At 45.2% G+C, this 17,717-nt stretch carries 18 protein-coding genes; 2 read left to right on the top strand and 16 right to left on the bottom strand.

The genetic code is table 11. The annotated features are described in order from the left end of the window. Positions 1-22: 22 nt before the first annotated feature. Positions 23-1,183, bottom strand: coding sequence for an ADP-forming succinate--CoA ligase subunit beta (sucC, locus tag MHH25_RS11325; protein WP_036609384.1), 1,161 nt, complete (start codon positions 1,181-1,183; stop codon positions 23-25). 243 nt (positions 1,184-1,426) lie between these two features. Beyond that, a complete protein-coding gene (locus MHH25_RS11320) occupies positions 1,427-1,882 on the bottom strand; it encodes a MarR family transcriptional regulator (protein WP_036609387.1) in 456 nt (151 codons plus the stop codon). A gap of 477 nt (positions 1,883-2,359) precedes the next feature. Between MHH25_RS11320 and MHH25_RS11315 the strand changes: the two genes are divergently transcribed. Beyond that, the gene (locus MHH25_RS11315; protein WP_076326821.1) at positions 2,360-3,970 is read left to right on the top strand and encodes a YifB family Mg chelatase-like AAA ATPase; all 1,611 of its coding nucleotides are present in this window, start codon (positions 2,360-2,362) and stop codon (positions 3,968-3,970) included. Between the two features lie 245 nt (positions 3,971-4,215). Here the strand turns inward: MHH25_RS11315 and MHH25_RS11310 are convergent, their stop codons facing one another. The 10 genes from MHH25_RS11310 to rplS all read right to left on the bottom strand — a co-directional run bounded on the left by MHH25_RS11310 (position 4,216) and on the right by rplS (position 12,931). Beyond that, positions 4,216-4,767 (bottom strand): nitroreductase, encoded by a 552-nt coding sequence (locus MHH25_RS11310; protein ID WP_036609391.1) that lies wholly within the window; start codon positions 4,765-4,767, stop codon positions 4,216-4,218. 282 nt (positions 4,768-5,049) lie between these two features. Beyond that, complete coding sequence (locus tag MHH25_RS11305; RefSeq protein ID WP_340020005.1) at positions 5,050-6,246, bottom strand: carboxypeptidase-like regulatory domain-containing protein; 1,197 nt, start codon at positions 6,244-6,246, stop codon at positions 5,050-5,052. Between the two features lie 60 nt (positions 6,247-6,306). Beyond that, positions 6,307-6,468 carry a paeninodin family lasso peptide gene (locus tag MHH25_RS11300; RefSeq protein WP_133120486.1) on the bottom strand — a complete coding sequence of 54 codons (162 nt, stop codon included), beginning with the start codon at positions 6,466-6,468 and terminating at the stop codon, positions 6,307-6,309. A 320-nt stretch (positions 6,469-6,788) separates the two neighbouring features. Then, positions 6,789-7,187: a YraN family protein gene (locus MHH25_RS11295; protein WP_100529387.1), complete on the bottom strand. Its 399-nt coding sequence runs from the start codon at positions 7,185-7,187 to the stop codon at positions 6,789-6,791. Further along, a complete protein-coding gene (locus tag MHH25_RS11290) occupies positions 7,181-7,492 on the bottom strand; it encodes an EscU/YscU/HrcU family type III secretion system export apparatus switch protein (protein ID WP_036609395.1) in 312 nt (103 codons plus the stop codon). Before MHH25_RS11290 ends, MHH25_RS11295 begins: the two co-directional genes overlap by 7 nt. Further along, complete coding sequence (locus MHH25_RS11285) at positions 7,489-9,522, bottom strand: DNA ligase (RefSeq protein WP_340020004.1); 2,034 nt, start codon at positions 9,520-9,522, stop codon at positions 7,489-7,491. Before MHH25_RS11285 ends, MHH25_RS11290 begins: the two co-directional genes overlap by 4 nt. Before the next feature lie 30 nt (positions 9,523-9,552). Then, positions 9,553-10,254 (bottom strand): ribonuclease HII, encoded by a 702-nt coding sequence (locus MHH25_RS11280; protein WP_081745912.1) that lies wholly within the window; start codon positions 10,252-10,254, stop codon positions 9,553-9,555. A 463-nt stretch (positions 10,255-10,717) separates the two neighbouring features. Beyond that, the gene (ylqF, locus tag MHH25_RS11275) at positions 10,718-11,581 is read right to left on the bottom strand and encodes a ribosome biogenesis GTPase YlqF (RefSeq protein WP_017689210.1); all 864 of its coding nucleotides are present in this window, start codon (positions 11,579-11,581) and stop codon (positions 10,718-10,720) included. 30 nt (positions 11,582-11,611) lie between these two features. Further along, the gene (lepB, locus tag MHH25_RS11270) at positions 11,612-12,232 is read right to left on the bottom strand and encodes a signal peptidase I (RefSeq protein WP_036609449.1); all 621 of its coding nucleotides are present in this window, start codon (positions 12,230-12,232) and stop codon (positions 11,612-11,614) included. Positions 12,233-12,589: 357 nt separating this feature from the next. Beyond that, positions 12,590-12,931: a 50S ribosomal protein L19 gene (gene rplS, locus MHH25_RS11265; protein WP_017689212.1), complete on the bottom strand. Its 342-nt coding sequence runs from the start codon at positions 12,929-12,931 to the stop codon at positions 12,590-12,592. A 357-nt stretch (positions 12,932-13,288) separates the two neighbouring features. On the opposite strand from rplS, the gene MHH25_RS11260 reads away from it, so the two are divergent. Continuing rightward, positions 13,289-14,191, top strand: coding sequence for a polysaccharide deacetylase family protein (locus tag MHH25_RS11260; protein WP_235200753.1), 903 nt, complete (start codon positions 13,289-13,291; stop codon positions 14,189-14,191). A gap of 3 nt (positions 14,192-14,194) precedes the next feature. Here the strand turns inward: MHH25_RS11260 and MHH25_RS11255 are convergent, their stop codons facing one another. From MHH25_RS11255 to rimM, 4 genes are all read right to left on the bottom strand, one after another. Beyond that, a complete protein-coding gene (locus tag MHH25_RS11255) occupies positions 14,195-15,442 on the bottom strand; it encodes a hypothetical protein (protein ID WP_036609451.1) in 1,248 nt (415 codons plus the stop codon). A gap of 154 nt (positions 15,443-15,596) precedes the next feature. Next, positions 15,597-15,971, bottom strand: coding sequence for a VOC family protein (locus MHH25_RS11250; RefSeq protein WP_036609452.1), 375 nt, complete (start codon positions 15,969-15,971; stop codon positions 15,597-15,599). Positions 15,972-16,158: 187 nt separating this feature from the next. Beyond that, positions 16,159-16,926 (bottom strand): tRNA (guanosine(37)-N1)-methyltransferase TrmD, encoded by a 768-nt coding sequence (trmD, locus tag MHH25_RS11245; RefSeq protein ID WP_036609453.1) that lies wholly within the window; start codon positions 16,924-16,926, stop codon positions 16,159-16,161. Between the two features lies 1 nt (position 16,927). Beyond that, on the bottom strand, positions 16,928-17,440 hold the full coding sequence (gene rimM, locus MHH25_RS11240; RefSeq protein WP_036609454.1) for a ribosome maturation factor RimM: 513 nt from the start codon (positions 17,438-17,440) through the stop codon (positions 16,928-16,930). Between the last annotated feature and the right edge of the window lie 277 nt (positions 17,441-17,717).

The following is a 17,717-nucleotide window of genomic DNA, read 5'->3' as shown; positions in this document are numbered from 1 at the left end:
GCTCCGGTACTAAGGAATGAACTTATTTTACGAGGGCAACAATTTTCTGTGCACCATCGGCCATGGAATCAGCAGGAACGATATTCAGGCCAGATTCACCCAGAATACGTTTGCCAAGCTCCACGTTAGTTCCTTCAAGACGAACAACCAGCGGTTTGGTCAGGCCAAGCTGCTTCGCGGCTTCAACAACACCATTGGCGATAACATCACAGCGCATGATGCCACCGAAGATGTTAACAAAGATCCCAGCTACTTTGGCATCGGACAAGATGATCTTAAATGCTTCAGTCACCTTCTCCGTTGTCGCACCGCCCCCAACGTCAAGGAAGTTGGCCGGGTCTCCACCGTAGTATTTAATAATATCCATCGTTGCCATCGCAAGTCCCGCACCATTGACCATACAGCCGATGTTGCCATCAAGTGCTATGTAGCTGAGGTCGTATTTGGAAGCTTCGATTTCTTTTTCATCCTCTTCATCCAGGTCACGCAGTTCCAAAATGTCTTTGTGACGGAACAGGGCGTTGGAGTCAAAGTTTAATTTCGCATCTAGCGCGATAACGTTTCCATCTCCGGTAACAACGAGAGGATTGATCTCTGCAATAGAGCAATCTTTTTCGACAAATGCAGTGTACAGCGCGAGCATGAACTTAACAGCTTTGTTCACCAGTTCATTCGGAATCTTAATGCTGTAAGCCAGTTTACGGGCCTGGAACACTTGCAATCCAATGGCAGGGTCAATGATTTCTTTGAAAATTTTCTCAGGTGTAGCTTCAGCTACTTCTTCAATCTCAGTACCGCCTTCTTCGGAAGCCATCATAACTACACGGCCTGTGGCACGGTCCACAACAACACCCACATAATACTCTTTGCGGATATCGCATCCTTCTTCAATCAGAAGACGTTTCACTTCTTTACCTTCTGGTCCAGTCTGGTGTGTTACCAATACTTTGCCCAGAATTTCGGAAGCATAGGCACGAACTTCATCCGTACTCTTTGCCACTTTTACGCCGCCGGCTTTACCCCGGCCACCTGCGTGAATTTGTGCTTTGACAACAGTCACTGGACTGCCCAATGCCTCAGCGGCCGCGACCGCTTCATCGACTGTATAAGCAACCTTTCCGTTTGGAACGGTAACTCCATACTGTTTCAGTACTTCTTTTCCTTGATATTCATGGATATTCATTCTCGAATCCTCCTATCAACATGACTGCAACAAGGCGGGTTGGTAGACTAACAAAAGACAAATGTTGACTATTTTCACTCAAGCCCAATTCATTGTAACACGTTTTTAAAACGCTTTCCTTAAAAAACTAATGGTTAATAGACAGTATTTTGATATGAGTATGATCCCATATTGTGAATGCTTGGGTATATATGGAAAAAACCCCAGATAAAAACTGAGGTTTCCTTGATGTAAAACTACATTTTATTTTTTGGCTGCGTTGGTGTTGGTTTCGTGAACTTTCTCCAGCAATCCTTTGAACTGACCCAGCAATGTTTCAAACTCTGTACTGTTCAAACACGCATCTCCCTGAATGGATTCAGGTATGGATAATGCCTTGTTCCGCAACTCACGACCCGAGTCGGTTAGTGTAATTAATACTTTTCGTTCGTCCTGAGCCGAGCGTTCGCGATTAATAAGTCCTGCTGACTGCAAACGTTTGAGAAGTGGTGTCAACGTTCCCGAATCGAGATAGAGAGCCTCCCCGATCTCCTTAACCGTACATTCTTCACGTTCCCACAAAACCATCAACACCAAATACTGGGAATACGTTACGCCAAGTACCTCCAGATAAGGCTGGTACATCTTCGTAATCTCACGTGAACATGCATATATGGCAAAGCATAATTGGTTATCCAGCTTCAAACTGTCAGTCTGCATATGTCTTTCTCACCTGCCTATTGTGCAATCTATTCCTAATAATACGGGAACTATAGATCTATACTATCACAAAATAGAAAAAAAACAGAATAATTGAGCACAAATGATTTTACTATTCAATTTAATTATGATAAATTAGATTGTGTAAAACATAAATATAATTAGATAATCAGCAGTTCATCCCCATGATTTAACAACAATAATAGATAAGTCCGACGAACAGATTCACGCTTTCTCAGGTCAAATTTAATTACCATAATGAAAGTTTATACGTAACCATGTTCGCAAAGCTATTTAATGATTTCCTTCATGAAATAAAATTCAGGGATCAGGAAAGATGACTACAGCAATGATAATGACAGGTTGACTCCATGATTCCTTTTATATAAAATGCTAGTAGAAGCTGAGGAAGCACCTTAATTCGTAGACTGGCCCGTATTATGCGGAGTCAAGAATCGAGTGAGGTGTTTCTTTGTTATGTACGGAAAATTACACAGTGCGTGTTTGTACGGAATCGATGGTGTTCTGATCGAGGTGGAAACCGATTTATCCAATGGTCTGCCACAGACATCCATCATCGGTTTACCGGATTCAGCCATTCGTGAGGCCGTTGAACGTGTTCGTGCAGCGATTAAAAACTGCGGATATCAGTATCCTTTACAGCGAATCACAATCAATCTGGCCCCCGCTGATCTGCGCAAGGAAGGATCTTCCTTTGATCTAGCCATTGCTATTGGTTTACTTATGACAAGCGGCCAGCTTGTACTTCCTCCCCAGGAACGGACACTAGTGGTTGGCGAACTGGCGTTGGACGGTTCGATCAGGTCCGTGCCGGGCATTTTATCCATGGTGGATCTGGCCAAACGACAAGGCTTTACTTCCGTGCTCCTGCCTTTGGATAACGTAGAGGAAGCGTCACTGATTCGAGGTATCCAGGTGTTTGGCATTCGTCATTTACAGGATATTGCTCCGGAAAACCCAGATCAACCCGCTAGATCAGTGGGAATACCAAATAATTCGAATGCAGGACCAGTCGTGTTGAAAAATTATGCACACCTCGCTGCTCCTATAACTGATAAGACTCATAAGATGGCGGATAGGAAGCCGAGACAAACACCATTATTTGCAGATGACTATAGCGATGTTCTGGGGCAGCATCATGTAAAACGCGCGCTTATGATTGCTGCAGCCGGCATGCATAATATACTGCTCGTTGGACCGCCAGGCACGGGCAAAACGATGTTAATCAAACGTCTGCCTTCCATCCTTCCTCCTTTGTCAGAAGATGAAGCGTTGGAAGTCACCAAAGTATTAAGTGCCGCAGGCAAATTGAAAGAAGCGCCTCAAGGCCTGATTGCAGACAGACCTTTTCGCTCGCCTCACCACACGATATCCACCTCTGGTCTGATTGGAGGCGGTGGTATCCCAAAACCAGGTGAAGTGAGCCTTGCCCACCGTGGCATATTGTTTCTGGATGAATTACCTGAATTCCAGCGCCAAGTGCTGGAGGTATTAAGGCAACCGTTAGAGGATCGCACAGTGACAATTAGTCGGGCACGCGCTGCATTCACCTTTCCGGCCCAGTTTATGCTTGCATGTTCCATGAATCCCTGTCCCTGCGGATATTTGTCCGCTCATTCGGAGGAGCAACGCTGCATATGTAGTCCAGCCCGTGTTGCCGCGTACCGAGCCAAAATTTCAGGACCACTGCTGGACCGCATTGATCTTCAGGTTGAGGTTCCTCCACCAGGCGAGTGGCGCAAGTCTGCTGCTTCCCCTTCCTCTGAAGAAATGCAGGCAAAAGTGATCCACGCTCATCAAATTCAGGCTACACGTTATGCCAAAAGTTCGGTTCGTTGGAATAGCCAGCTTTCGGGCACGCTTTTGCGACGAACGATCCATCTCCCCCAAGAGGCAGAGCAACTGTTAGAGCAAACGCTGCAAACGTTAAACCTGAGCATGCGTGCACATGATCGGATTATCAAGATGGCACAGACAATTGCCGATCTGGACCATGAAGGTGAAATTGTGACAGCTCATGTGGCTGAAGCCATCCAGTATCGTCAATTGGATCTTAATTTATTTTGAAGCTATTTTAGAAGCATATGGAGGGAAGAACAGGCCGATTTACCCAAAGGCAGTGAAATGGGCATGAAACTGTAAACAGCAGAGGAAGATCGAGAAGGATTCCTTATGCAGATTCTACAATGCGGATACGCCAACATGACAAAAAACGTACAAGCCCTTCTCTTCTGTGAAGAAAGGTACTTGTACGTAGATTTCCCTGTAAACGTAAGGGGATCTCTTATATAGCTAAGGTCTAAAATAATTTATTATTCAAAAAGAGTGAGTTTGTCCTTAGCTGGTGTGCGTTCTTTGGCAGAAGGAATAACATCAGGATATCCCATATAAATCATGCCTACAATCTTCTCTCCCGCCTCTATTCCCAGCGGTTTGCGGAATTTGGGAGCGTACAAAAATGGCTTGGTCACCCAGAACGTTCCAATGTCTTCACTCCAGGCTGCAAGCATAAAGTTTTGAACCAATGCACTAACCGCAGCGAAGTCTTCGTCCCAGATATTCTGTCTTGGATCTTCTTCCAGCACAACAAGCATAACGGATGGAACTTGCATAATATTGGGTGAGAATTTGTTGTCTTCTCCCATTTCTGCATCAATAGCCTCAGCCAGTTTCTTCCGTCCATTTCCGGTAAACAACAAAAATCTCCAAGGTTCACGCAGTTTATGATTAGGAGCCCAGACTGCCGTATCCAGCAATTCTATAATCTGCTGTGTAGGAACAGCTTCTTTTTTAAATTTTTTCACCGTACGACGGTTTTGAATCGCATTTCTGACTTCATTTGTTGTTTTCGTAGCTTTACTCATCGGCCGTACCTCCTGTTTATAAAATCATTTGCAACCGCAATAGTGATTCGCGGCCTTGTACATTCAATATAATTTCTTTATGACATAATAAAATACCAGTTTACCTTCTTGATTATACACCCATCTGATCACGAGATTCAAAGGGGCGGCAGAGGTCATTACCGTTAAGGTCATTACGAACAGAAAAGACGACTCTGAATGTTGATTCACCACGAGGAATCATAAAGTCAGAACCGTCTTTTATTCTCATGTTATTGATTCACATATCATATCAACGAGTAATCAATCGTCGTAACTCGCCCCTTCAAACGTGCCATTCCCTTCAAATGTGCCATTAACAAAATCCATTTTGTTGTACTTCTCCTGGTTACCTGCAATATCTGTACTATAGTACTCTACCACCTTGACATCAGGGGCATAAAACTTGACGGGTCCTTCATAGTTCTTCCATTCTCCCCCATTGATTCGATATTGCGTTGTTTTTACGCCCGAGCCTTTGACTTCGTCTGTTGCCTGAAGTCTGAATGTAAATCCTTTGATGTATATTTTCCCGTTCACAGTATCTGTAATAGGAACTAATCTGTACTTGGTTACTGGAGGTGTAATATCTGCATCCTTCTTAAGTACGATATTAAACGTATTATGATCTCCTTTTACAAGAGTAACGCTCAGGCTCGTTTTTAGATATCCTGCTGCTTCTCCCGTTATCGTTCTAGCCCCTGTTGGTACGCGCTTTATTAAATAGTTGCCTTGAGCATCTGTTGTTGCCGAACCTCCAGCATTAACTTTAGCCCCACTTACTGGATTGCCCGACTCATCTACAACTTTTCCCCGCACATGTGCCGCCTCTGCCAAAACAACATCCATTCTCAAGGTTCCTCCCTCCCGGACACCCAAGCGATCCTGTTCATATAACATATAATCATCGGCATCTACCCATATTGCAATGTTCGGATTATAGGCGTAATCAATTCCTGTAACCGCATATCGACCTTGCTGATCAGTTTTCACTATACGATCAAAGACACTTGTTACTTTTATACGAGCATCTGGAACAGGTCTGCCTGCCTGATCTTTGACTGTTCCTACAATCGTGGATGGCTCATAAATATGAAAATCAAGCTTTATTTGCTCTCCACCGGACAATCCGTAGGAGCCATAGTGTCTGTACGTCACATAACCCTCTGCTTCAACTACAAAAGTAATGTCCGTATTGTCTTCAACGGACTCTATAATATGATACCGTCCATTCCCATCCGTCTTCACGCTTTTCTCTGACGTATCCCCACGATAATTAAGCCAATACTTGACAGTAGCGTTCTGGACAGGTAATCCCTGACGATCAATAACTTTACCTGATACACTTGCCTGTGTAGACGGATCGGCTGCATAAGAAACTCCGGAATACATGATTCCAAACAAAATGAAACATAAAGATAGTGTACTTAGTCGAATGATCCATTTGATACTTGTCTGCATCTTCTCACTACACCTCACCATTTATTTTATTGATCAAACATTCCTCTTTAACTTCTTAAATTAACTGACCATAAGCTCAAGCTTCCAGAATTCTCCGTCCCAAACATATTGCCAAATCCCCTGTCCACCGTTCATGGTCTCGCTGATATCCAGCACTTCCATCCGAGGGCACTCCCATACTTGTTTTACTGTGTTGTTCGAAGTATTCTGAAACTCTTTCATACATCCCACCAACCTCTCTTTAAATTTCAACTTTCTTATTTTATTACAAATGATACATTTTGTATCTATAAATTTCTGAAATACGATGATTTTATTATCAATGCTCTATCCTTTGTTTTGTGATTTCATAGTTAAATCAAAAAAATCCGCAATTCCTGTATAAATAGGAACTGCGGCTTTAGTATTTTAACTAATTTTAAAACTAAAACGAATGCAAAGATAAGACATAATTAAACTTGTACCTCGAAATCACTGACCAACTCATATTAAAAAGATACAATTCGTATCAATTAATACAGTAGTAACTTCGATTGTAATTCTTAAAAAGCATTAACAATATGATTCACAGAGACAATTTCTCCTGCTTGATCAAGCATTACGGCAATTACATCAAAACGGATCTGAAGTTCCGTCTCTCCCGTCATTTGCAAATATACGGATGCGGTTGAACGTACCTGCTGCATTTTACGCATATCAACCGATTCCTGAGGTGTACCGTACTGAGCGGCTCCACTTCTGCTTCTTACTTCCACAAAGACAATCAGGCCCTCGCAGGAAGCAATGATGTCAATCTCACCGCTACGGCAACGCCAGTTCTGTCTAATGATCCGATAATCGTGCTCTCGCAACCATTGACAGGCAGCCTCTTCACCTAATCGGCCTTTCTGCTGTCGTGTGAGCTTTAATCCTGGCTCCTGACCCAATCTACGTTCTACCATGACTCATTTTCCTCACGTCCTGAGGCCATGCGATCTGCACGGTAGACGTACGTTAGCACCTCTGCGACCAGTTGATACAGTTCTGCCGGAATCTGTTCATCCAGATCCAACTTGGAGAGCACCTCCACAAGTGCTGCATCCTCCTGAACAGCCACGCCGTTTTCTCTGGCTTTATCCAGAATGGCTTCTGCCACTTTGCCGCGCCCCTTGGCTACAACAACAGGTGCTTCACTCTCTCCAGGGACATACTTTAGGGCAACCGCCTTTTTGGAAAGTAGGTCCGGTTGTGACGACTCGTCTTTCATACCTTCAAGTCCACCCCTTTGTATCGTTCAGGACTATAGTCCGAGGCCCGCGTTTTTCGTTCCGCGCCCGGTTCCTGGCCCGCAGGCCACGGTTCCGCCTTGAAGGTCAGCAGTTGATAGCCCAGCTTGTCCAATGCCTGATGGATCACCTCTCGTCCACTCTCCAGAAGCGGTCCCATTCCTTCGCGATCATTTAATACACGCAGACTGACAATGTTATTAACTACATGGACATCTACCAGAGTAGGCCCAAGACTTTTCATGTCCAGATCAAACCATAGACGGCAGTTGGAGGCATCTAGTTCCCCACGAGATCCACGACGTGATTGAATCTGAACAGACGCCGTTTCTTCCCCGTCCGGTCCAGTGATCGGAATAAACCAGTGCATCTGTGCAAAAGTAGCACTACGATCTGTTGTTAGCAATAACTGCTGACCTGTCAGATACTGCACGGCCTGTCCGGCGGCATCCTTAAGCGCCGCCGGTGCACCTTCGCTGCTGGCAAGTTGCAGCAGCAAGCCCTTCAGCGTGTCCGCATTTGCCGGACTCGCCGCATCCCCCACGCGCGGCTGCACTGCCGCGCCGTGAACGGCCTGCTGCTCGTGCTCCGCACCGAGCAGCTTCAGCACGCGCCCCACCCACGGGTCCCTCTCGTGGGTGACAGGCGCGTGCACTGCCGCAGCTCCCGCAGGTGCTGCGGCACTACCGCCAGCCGGCGGCGCATCAGCAGCGGCTGGCAACGGCTGCGGCACGCCTCCGGCAGCCGCAACCGCCTGGCCGCCCTGCGATGCAGGGGCGGCCTGTGCTGCAGTGGACGCGCTGCGCAAGGCGTCCAGCAGCGTCAGCAGCTTGGGCGCCAGCTGCGCTGCCGTAGGCGCTGCTGGCGCTGCCTGGCCTGCTGCGGACGGCGCCCCCGCAGCAACAGGCGTTTCAGCGCGACCGTCAGTCCGACCGGCCGCGCCTGCTTCAGGCTGGCCTGCACTTGCACGGCCAGCCACAGATTCTGCTGCCGCCCCCGGTGTACCCGGGCGGCTCCCGACTTGGCCCGCGTCAGCCCCGCGCGGGCTCTCGCCAGGTATTCCGGTTCCAGACGGAATACCTGCACCCCCTTTGCCAGCCGTTTCAACGTTGCTAGCAACTGCCTTGGCCCCGGCTTCAGCATTCGCTGTGCCTCCGCCGGTCTGCACATTTCCTTTCACCGCAGTACCTGCATCCTCTGTCCCGCCATCCGTCATGGATTTAGATCCCGCCAAAGCTGCTTGTCCTTGTTGCGTTGACAAAGCAGGTGTTCCGGTTCCAGTCACCTGACGACCATTGCCTGACGCAGCCAATCCTTCTTCCATCTGTGCTTCATTCAGCACGACGGGTACACCAGCCACAACAGTTGGTTTCATCGCATCAGATTGTTCTCCAGGCAATAGCGGTTTACCTGTTGTTTGAGTCAGCATCGTTTCCAACTGATCAGCCAACCCGCTTAACAACTGGTGCAGAGGGGGACCAAACACCGTCTGGTGTAATCCTTTTACTGTTTCCGCCGTAACCGGAAGACCACGCTGAAAAGCAATTCCCGTCGCCTGCACCCATTCTTCCACAGGGACCTGTGCAGGTTTAGCTGTCATCATATTCTGGACCATAGCCACATTATCCTTCGTTAGTGGCAATCCGCTACGCTGCATGGCAAGTAACAGTTCCCGGTTCCCTTTTGTATCCGGCAGTCCTACATCCTTAAGCAGGTTGTTCAGCGAAGCTTGTGGCAACTCAGCAAGTGTACCCGTCATAGGTTTCATTACCGTTATGCCATTTTCACCTGGAGGCTGCACTTGAAGCAACGTGGTCTCACCCGGACGGAGTGGAGTCTCCAACTTGGCGCGCACTTGCACACCTTGAATCTGCAGAACTGCTTCTCCCCCATCATCGGATACACTAACGACGGAGCCACGAACCACCTGACCTTCCTTTAATTCAAGCGGTTTGGCATTGCCGGGCTTACTGTCTCCCATTAACCCCTTTATCATGGAACCGATATTCAAATCTCTCCCCCTCCTTTCTTCAAACCTGTGTTAAAACAAAGATTGCTGCTCTCCAAGCAGGTTGCCCAGAAAACTGCGCCGATGCATCGGGGTTGCCCCCAATGCCATAATCTGCTCCCGATGAACTTTTGTTGCATATCCTTTATGTATCGACAAACCATATTCCGGATATAACGTATCCCATTCTTCCTTACACAGCCGATCTCGCGTTACCTTGGCAATAATAGATGCCGCTGCGATCGATTGACTATTAGCATCACCTTTAATAATGGACAGTTGAGGTACATTCACATCCACCTTTTCGGCATCCACCAGCATATAATCAGGAGTTTCTCCCAATGCTTCAACCGCACGTTTCATCGCAAGTCTCGCAGCCTGTTTGATATTAAGCCGATCAATCGTCTCTGCATCCGCGTACCCGATACCTACCGCCAGCGCTTTTTCCATAATGACGTCATATAATGCATCACGTTTTTTCTCCGTTAATTTCTTGGAGTCATTCACACCTTCCAGGATGAGATCCTTCGGTAAAATAACCGCCGCTGCGACAACATCCCCAAACAAACAGCCCCGTCCTACCTCATCAATACCAGCAATACGTTCAAATCCACTGTCCCAATACTCCCGCTCATAGAGCAACAGATCTCGAGGTTCACTGACTTCTTTTTTCTTCTTTGGTCCAATCGGAGTATCCAGTAGATTCAACCCGATCTCTTCATTATTTTCAACCATAACGCTCATCTCCTCTACCCACGCTTTTTCAGCATACGTATCACTTATAACTTTTTATAATATAGACGTAAATCCTCTGTCTTTTGTTCTGTACAACCTGTCTCTATCAGTAAAACTTTTCCTTGAGATTTACAATATAAAGATAGTGATGTCTTCATTTATCGGTATTTGATGGTTTAAATTGAATATATCAGACCTCGTCTAATTTAAATTGCACCACCATTTATCATAGCACGATTTTGATGCACCTGATATATAGGTCAGCCAATTCCATAAAGCGTACTGTTCTTCAATCCTCTTCCATTTTATCGTTTTCGACGTATGTTCCAGCTCTACTTCCGCGTTTGTATACACAAAAAACGACCGCTCCCGGTAATCCGGTAACGGCCGCTTCTTTCGGCACTTGTATATATGAAATGAACAAATGAAGATAATGATCTTCATCGTGTAGAGTCCATTTTTTTTAATAGGGAGCTTCCATAGAGAAACGTCCCATTTTACCCGCTCGCAGTTCACGCAGAAATGCTCGTGATGCCTTTTCCAGATCAATGCGTCCACCGCTTACAATGCAACCACGTATACGGCCAACTTGTTCCATAATCGCAATAACACTGTCTGAATCATCTGCATCCTTGGAGAACTCCTGAAGTCCATATCTCTCTTCAAGGGCGTCCCAGTAATAACGCATCAGGTAACTGATTCCAAAAAAGGCGATATCCTCTGCATTCAAAATTTCCTCTTTGATCGCACCAGTTACGGCAAGACGATAACCTACATTTTGATCTTCGAACTTAGGCCAAAGAATACCTGGAGTATCCAATAACTCCATTTCTTTGCCTACCTTGATCCACTGTTGCCCCTTCGTCACACCAGGACGATCTCCTGTTAACGCAATACTCCGTCCAGCCAGTCGGTTAATCAGTGTTGATTTACCTACATTGGGAATCCCTACGATCAACCCGCGAACCGCACGAGGATTAATCCCTTTAGCAATTTGACGGTCAATTTTTTCTTTAAGAAGAAGCTTGGCCTGCACGGGAATATCTTTAACATTGGTTCCCGTCGAAGCATCTACAGGAAAAGCGGTAATTCCTTCTTTTTTGAAATATTCAATCCATTCTTGCGTCACTTTTGCATCTGCCAAATCCGATTTGTTCAACAAAATCATCCGGGGTTTATCCAGCAATATTTCGTCAATCATTGGATTACGGCTGGAGACAGGCAGACGGGCATCCAATAGTTCGATGACCACGTCGATGAGCTTTAACTTATCCTGAATCTGGCGTCTGGCTCGAGTCATATGACCTGGAAACCATTGTATCGTCAACTTGTCTTCACCTCATTATTTACTTCAATTTCAGTGGTTGATCCACTTAATCTCACCGATCGGCCAGAAAATCACATCTGCACGACCAATAATATCTTTTAACGAAACATAACCGATCATACGGCTGTCAGTACTATTTGGACGGTTATCTCCCATGACAAACACATGACCTGCCGGCACTTTGCCATCAGGGAACTGTTCATTCGGGAAATCCTTCACGTTATAGGTTCCACCATTTGCTTCAGCTGCATCAATGGCTCCTTGAATATACGTTTCATCAACCTTTTTACCGTTAACCATCACGGTATCGTCTTGAACCTCAACGGTATCACCTTCTACAGCAATAACACGTTTAATGAAATCTCGACCTTCGGATGGTACGTGGAAGACGATAACTTCACCGCGCTTCGGTTCTCTGATATCATATAAGATTTCGTTGACGATCACACGTTCACCCGTTTCAAAGTTCGGCTGCATGGACGGACCGTCCACAACAAACGGTTTGAAGAGCAACCACCGAATGAGAATGACGAGAACTAATGCGATAACAATGGCTTTAAGCCATTCAACAATTTCATTTTTGGCTTTTTTGGATCGACTATCTTTCTCTTCGGCAGGATTGCCCCGGTCATGTTGAACTTCTTGTTCCATTCAAGATCTTCCTCTCTTCACAGTACATGTTTATAGCAGTACACACATCCAGCATTCTGTATCGTTCCAATAACTCAATGGATGGATACAAAACATTCACATCAGTTATGTAATCTTACACCAAGCATTACAGTACATTTAATCCACAATTCAAATGCCTTCAAGAGGTTGTTCAAAAAGTCGGTACTGAAACCGGTCTTTTGAACACGCACTTCAATAACTGATTTTACAATCCTCCCGGACTATTCCCCGCATGTGTTGCCATACCATTTTACTCGGAAGTGTACCTCCGGTTCAACTTTTCCCGGACAAAAACGAAAAGGGCTTGTCTCCAAGCCCTTCCCGGTATCCGTTATATTAACGAATTTCTTTAATTCTCGCTGCTTTACCGCGTAGTTCACGAAGATAATAAAGCTTCGCACGACGAACTTTACCACGGCGAGCCACTTCGATTCTATCGATTTTAGGGGAATGAAGCGGGAAAGCTCTTTCCACACCTACACCGTAAGAAATTTTACGAACTGTAAAAGTCTCACTGATTCCACCACCACGGCGTTTAATCACAACACCTTCGAACAATTGGATACGCTCGCGAGTTCCCTCGATTACCTTAACGTGCACTTTCAAAGTGTCACCAGGACGAAAACTCGGAAGATCCTTGCGAAGTTGTTCTTGTGTAATCGCTTGAACGATATTCATCTATGACTCCCTCCTTCCATACAGGCGTTCATACTTCTTCCAGAGATCACCTTGTCTCCTTCATCATCCATAGAGGACCGCCGTATTCCACATAACAGACTTATTGTATCACGCAGCATATCAAAACACAAGAGAAATTAAACAAATGCCTATTGTTCAATCTGCCACTCTGAAACTCATCCATCACATGTTAACTTCATTCTAAAATACATTCTCCCGTATGGAAAGTGAATCAACGCTCTCATCTGCAAGTCAACCTGATACAGGAAAAAATACTGTAACTTCCAGTGTAGTAATATCGTCTATGATATAACTTATTGACCACTTTAAAAGGAGAATCCCAAGACTTATGAAATATTGGAAAAGATCACACTTGCCCTACTCGCCATGCTCACATGCTCCATTACACTATATTCATATGCCGTAACTCACCCAACGAATGCACTGTCACACAAAGCCTGCACATCCTGGGACATAGTCAAACGCAAAGCATTCGAGCTGTCACACACTGACTTCTCTAACCAATCTGTGCTGATGTATCATTACATAGAGCCCAAACTGAATAATCACGAGACAGATAATAAATCCATCATTAATCTGGAGGATTTTGAGCAAAATATGAAATACCTGCATGATGAAGGCTACCGCACGATTACATTGAATCAGCTTGAACAATATGTTAGCGGGAAGATTTCCCTGCCACAGAAGTCCATTGTAATTACCTTTGATGACGGATACCAGAACAATTATACTTTAGCTTACCCTGTGCTTCAGAAATATAATTTTCATGCCTCGCTGTTTGTCATAGGCAGTAAAATTCAAGATCAACCTTCGGAATTTGAGCCCGCCATTAACAGTTTCATCTCCAAACCAGAGATGCAGGCAGCAACTGACGTATTTGAATTCAATAGCCATACCTATAACCTGCATCACAAGGGATTTATGCGCTGTGGTAACAGTGTTCCTGTCGGTCTGGACACCAGTCTTCTGGATGATGATATCCAGCATATGAAGCAAACCGGAATAGACACACCTTATTTGGCCTATCCTTTTGGTTATACCAGCACACAGATGATCTACAAGTTACAGCAACATGGATATCGCATGGCTTTTACCGTAAAGTCTGGATTTGTGCATCCAGGAGATCATCCCATGAAGCTGCCTCGCTTGACGGTCACGACAGGTACTGATTTGGCGACCTTGCTTCAACCCGAATCCAGTCCGCAGAACGAACCATTTGCATCGGAGAATGACCAGTAAAACCTAGATTTTAACTTCACCGCCCGGATACAGAGTCGAGTTATACAGCCTTTTAAGCTGTGGCTTGGCTCTTTTTGCATCGGTAAGTGATAATGTCATCGGAGAGCTGGAATAAATCACTGCTTCCTCTGCGTCATAGATGATGATCTGTTCTTTCCCCGTCTGAACCAGGTCTGCATGTACCGCATATCCCTCTTTCGGGAATTCAGTAACCGTTTTCATATCTCCATCTACCAAAGAAGGCAACACATCTCCACCTCTACGATACGCCAAAATATAATCGAGTCCACCTTCATCCCAGTTACATACAGGCTCTATAATGGTTAACCAGCCAGGAGTCGTGCGGTTTTCTTTCCATATTTCTTGCCCTGCGCTATCCAGCATGAACATTCCATCCTTACCATTCTCATCCCCACGGACAATCCGGTCCAGACCTGCAATCTGTAAACCTATCATTCCAGTACAAAAATGGCCTAATGCAATATGCTGTGATTCAATCGAATCTTCATAACGCCACTTCTCATTACCATAGCGGTCCATCATGACCGTAACATTGCCACCGATAACAATCTCGACTTCCCCATCACCATCAACGTCGCTAAACCATATACAGTCAGCATGATCATCGAGATTATGACAAGACCATAACAACGTCCCATCATGATCCAGCATGTCATATCCGGCCATCACTTCATCTTTCCCATCTCCATCGATGTCATATACCCATGGAAAATGTCCCGGATTCCCTTCATGCTTCCATAACAAATTAAAATCATGGTCGAGTGCCCATAACGTCTTATAGCGGTCTTTCAGTATAATGTCCATTTTCTGCTGGTTACCCGTCAGGTTGGTGAGAATAATGCAGTCATGTGCTTCATCACCTGGCAGATCACGTGTTTCTTTAATCTCTCCGGTCCGGCCATCCAACACCAGAAATTGTTTGTCCATGACACACAATACTTCATTATTTCCATCTCCATCCCAATCTGCTACCTGAGCGGGATAGTCTGAACCCGGACCCCCTGCATCGGGATCAGCAGTTCCGACCTGCCATAGTAATGTTCCTTCCAGATCAAATGCAGTCAAACAACATACCTGATGCGGGACGTACCGATCGTCTATACCCCCATCTGCCTGTACCAGCAACATTTCAAGTCTGCTATCCCCGTTTAGATCTCCCAAAAGCATTTTGCAGCGTTCTCCGGCTTGGCTAATATTTAGTCTGGCGATTTCATAAGGCTGAATGCTCATCATCTTCCTCCTCAGCTTATCGTTGTTATTCAAATCCAGCTGAGTTCACCATAAAGAAAACCCCTGTTTTTTACAACCCTATTATGTGGTCATGCAAAAATGTTCAAAGCTGCAAAAAAGTGCCTACGTAATTAAACGATTTAAACGAATGATTTTAAGCCCACTCTAAAAACTCAAGACGATTGCCAAAAGGATCATTTATATAGAAACGTCTTACACCTTCATCTGCCCTTGCTTCGTCATCGACAATATGAATTTGGTTATGAATGAGATGATCACGCAACTGATCCAAATGTTGTACATGAAAAGCCGGATGAGCTTTTGTGGCGGGAATAAAATCTTTTTGTACGCCAATATGCACTTGGTGTCTACCACACTCGAACCATACACCACCCCGTTTTCTCAGAATTTCAGGTTTGGGAATCTCCGTCCAGCCCAGTACTTTATGGAAAAAATGACGTGCCTCCGCTTCACAAGATTCAGGTGCTGCGAGCTGAATATGATCAAGACCAATAATATTGTAAGTCATTCATACACCGCCTTTGGTTTCATTTAGTGAAACTGAGTTTTAAAATATACCTCCATTTTATAGAATAACCCATTTAATATCCAGCTTTCTTTACAAAACACATAAGAAAAGCCAACCTTTGGTATCAAGGTTGGCTTTTTCAAACTCTATAAAAAGATATATTTACGTGTTTATACGATACTTGTACTTACTCTGTGTTATGTTTACGGTTTGAGCGTATCTTTTTCAACCAAATACGTTCTTTATCCGTCAAATCAGCCGTTTCCAACATCTCCGGTCTGCGCTCCAGCGTACGAAGCAACGACTGTTCTCTACGCCATGCCTCAATGTTCAGATGATGTCCCGACAACAGCATATCCGGTACTTTCATGCCCCTAAACTCGGGTGGACGTGTGTAGTGTGGATATTCGAGGAGTCCAGTACTGAATGAATCCGTCACAGCACTTGTCTCATTGCCAAGCACACCGGGAATAAGACGTACGATGCTGTCGATCGCAACCATAGCAGGCAATTCCCCACCAGTGAGCACGTAATCACCAATGGATAGTTCATCCGTCACGAGAAATTCGCGAATTCGCTCATCGTAACCTTCATAATGTCCACATATAAAAATCAGATGATCTTCCTGTACAAGTTCTTCTGCTTTTTTCTGTGTAAACGTCTCACCTTGCGGACACATTAAAATGATACGTGGAGCTTTCATGGTTGCCGCGGCTTCTCCGCGTTGCTCCAGTACATCTTCAACAGCAGCAAAGATCGGATCTGGTTTTAGCACCATGCCTCCACCCCCACCGTAAGGAGCATCATCGACCGTATTATGTTTATTTGTGGCATAATTACGGAAGTTGGTTGCACCGAGGGACACCAGCCCCTTCGTTTGGGCTTTACCCAGAATGCTTGCTCCGAATACGCCATCAAACATCTCCGGGAATAGTGTTAATACATCCACTTTCATGTTACAGCAGCCCTTCCATCAGGTGAATCTTCACTTGCTGCTGTTCGATGTCCACATCAAGTACTACATCATCAATAACGGGAATCAGCACTTCTTTACCTGCTGGCGTTTTGACAACCCATACATCATTGGCACCCGGAGTCAAAATTTCAGAGATAGTTCCAAGCGTTTCACCCTCTTCGGTGATAACCGAACACCCAACGATTTGATGGAAGTAGTATTCACCTTCCTCCAGCTCAGCGAGGTTCTCTTTTAACACTTTGGCCATACCGCCTTTAAACTTCTCTACTTCATTAATATTGCCATACTCTTTCAGACGAAGAATATACATATTTTTATGCAAACGTGCAGATTCCACGTTAACCATGACTGGATGATTATCTGGTGTAAAGAAAAACAACTCTGCATTTTTCGCGAAACGCACTTCCGGGAAATCGGTTATAGGCATGATTCTCACCTCACCGCGAATTCCATGCGTATTAACGATTTTACCTACATTCATAAACTCTGCCATACGTTCCTCCTACGAAATTAAATCAAACTAAACAGCTACTTCGACTCTCGTACGGTCGTTCCGGCGACGGTTCGTTCTTTCGATCGCTGTTACCCCCTCATTTTTCGAACTTACTTTAAAAGGTGAAAATGAGGTGATAAAGGCGAACGCTGACGCTTCTCCAGAATCGATCCCGTCCCCTGCACTGCTCCGAAGTCACTCATACCCAAAATATTTTAATTCAATATCTAATTCAACATATTAAGTTCAGCATGCACGAAAAGGGGCTAGGACATGC

Source organism: Paenibacillus sp. FSL H3-0457 (assembly GCF_037981725.1).
GTDB lineage: Bacteria > Bacillota > Bacilli > Paenibacillales > Paenibacillaceae > Paenibacillus > Paenibacillus amylolyticus.
Note: the sequence above shows the minus strand (reverse complement) of the source record. Positions and strands in the feature narration are given on the sequence as shown.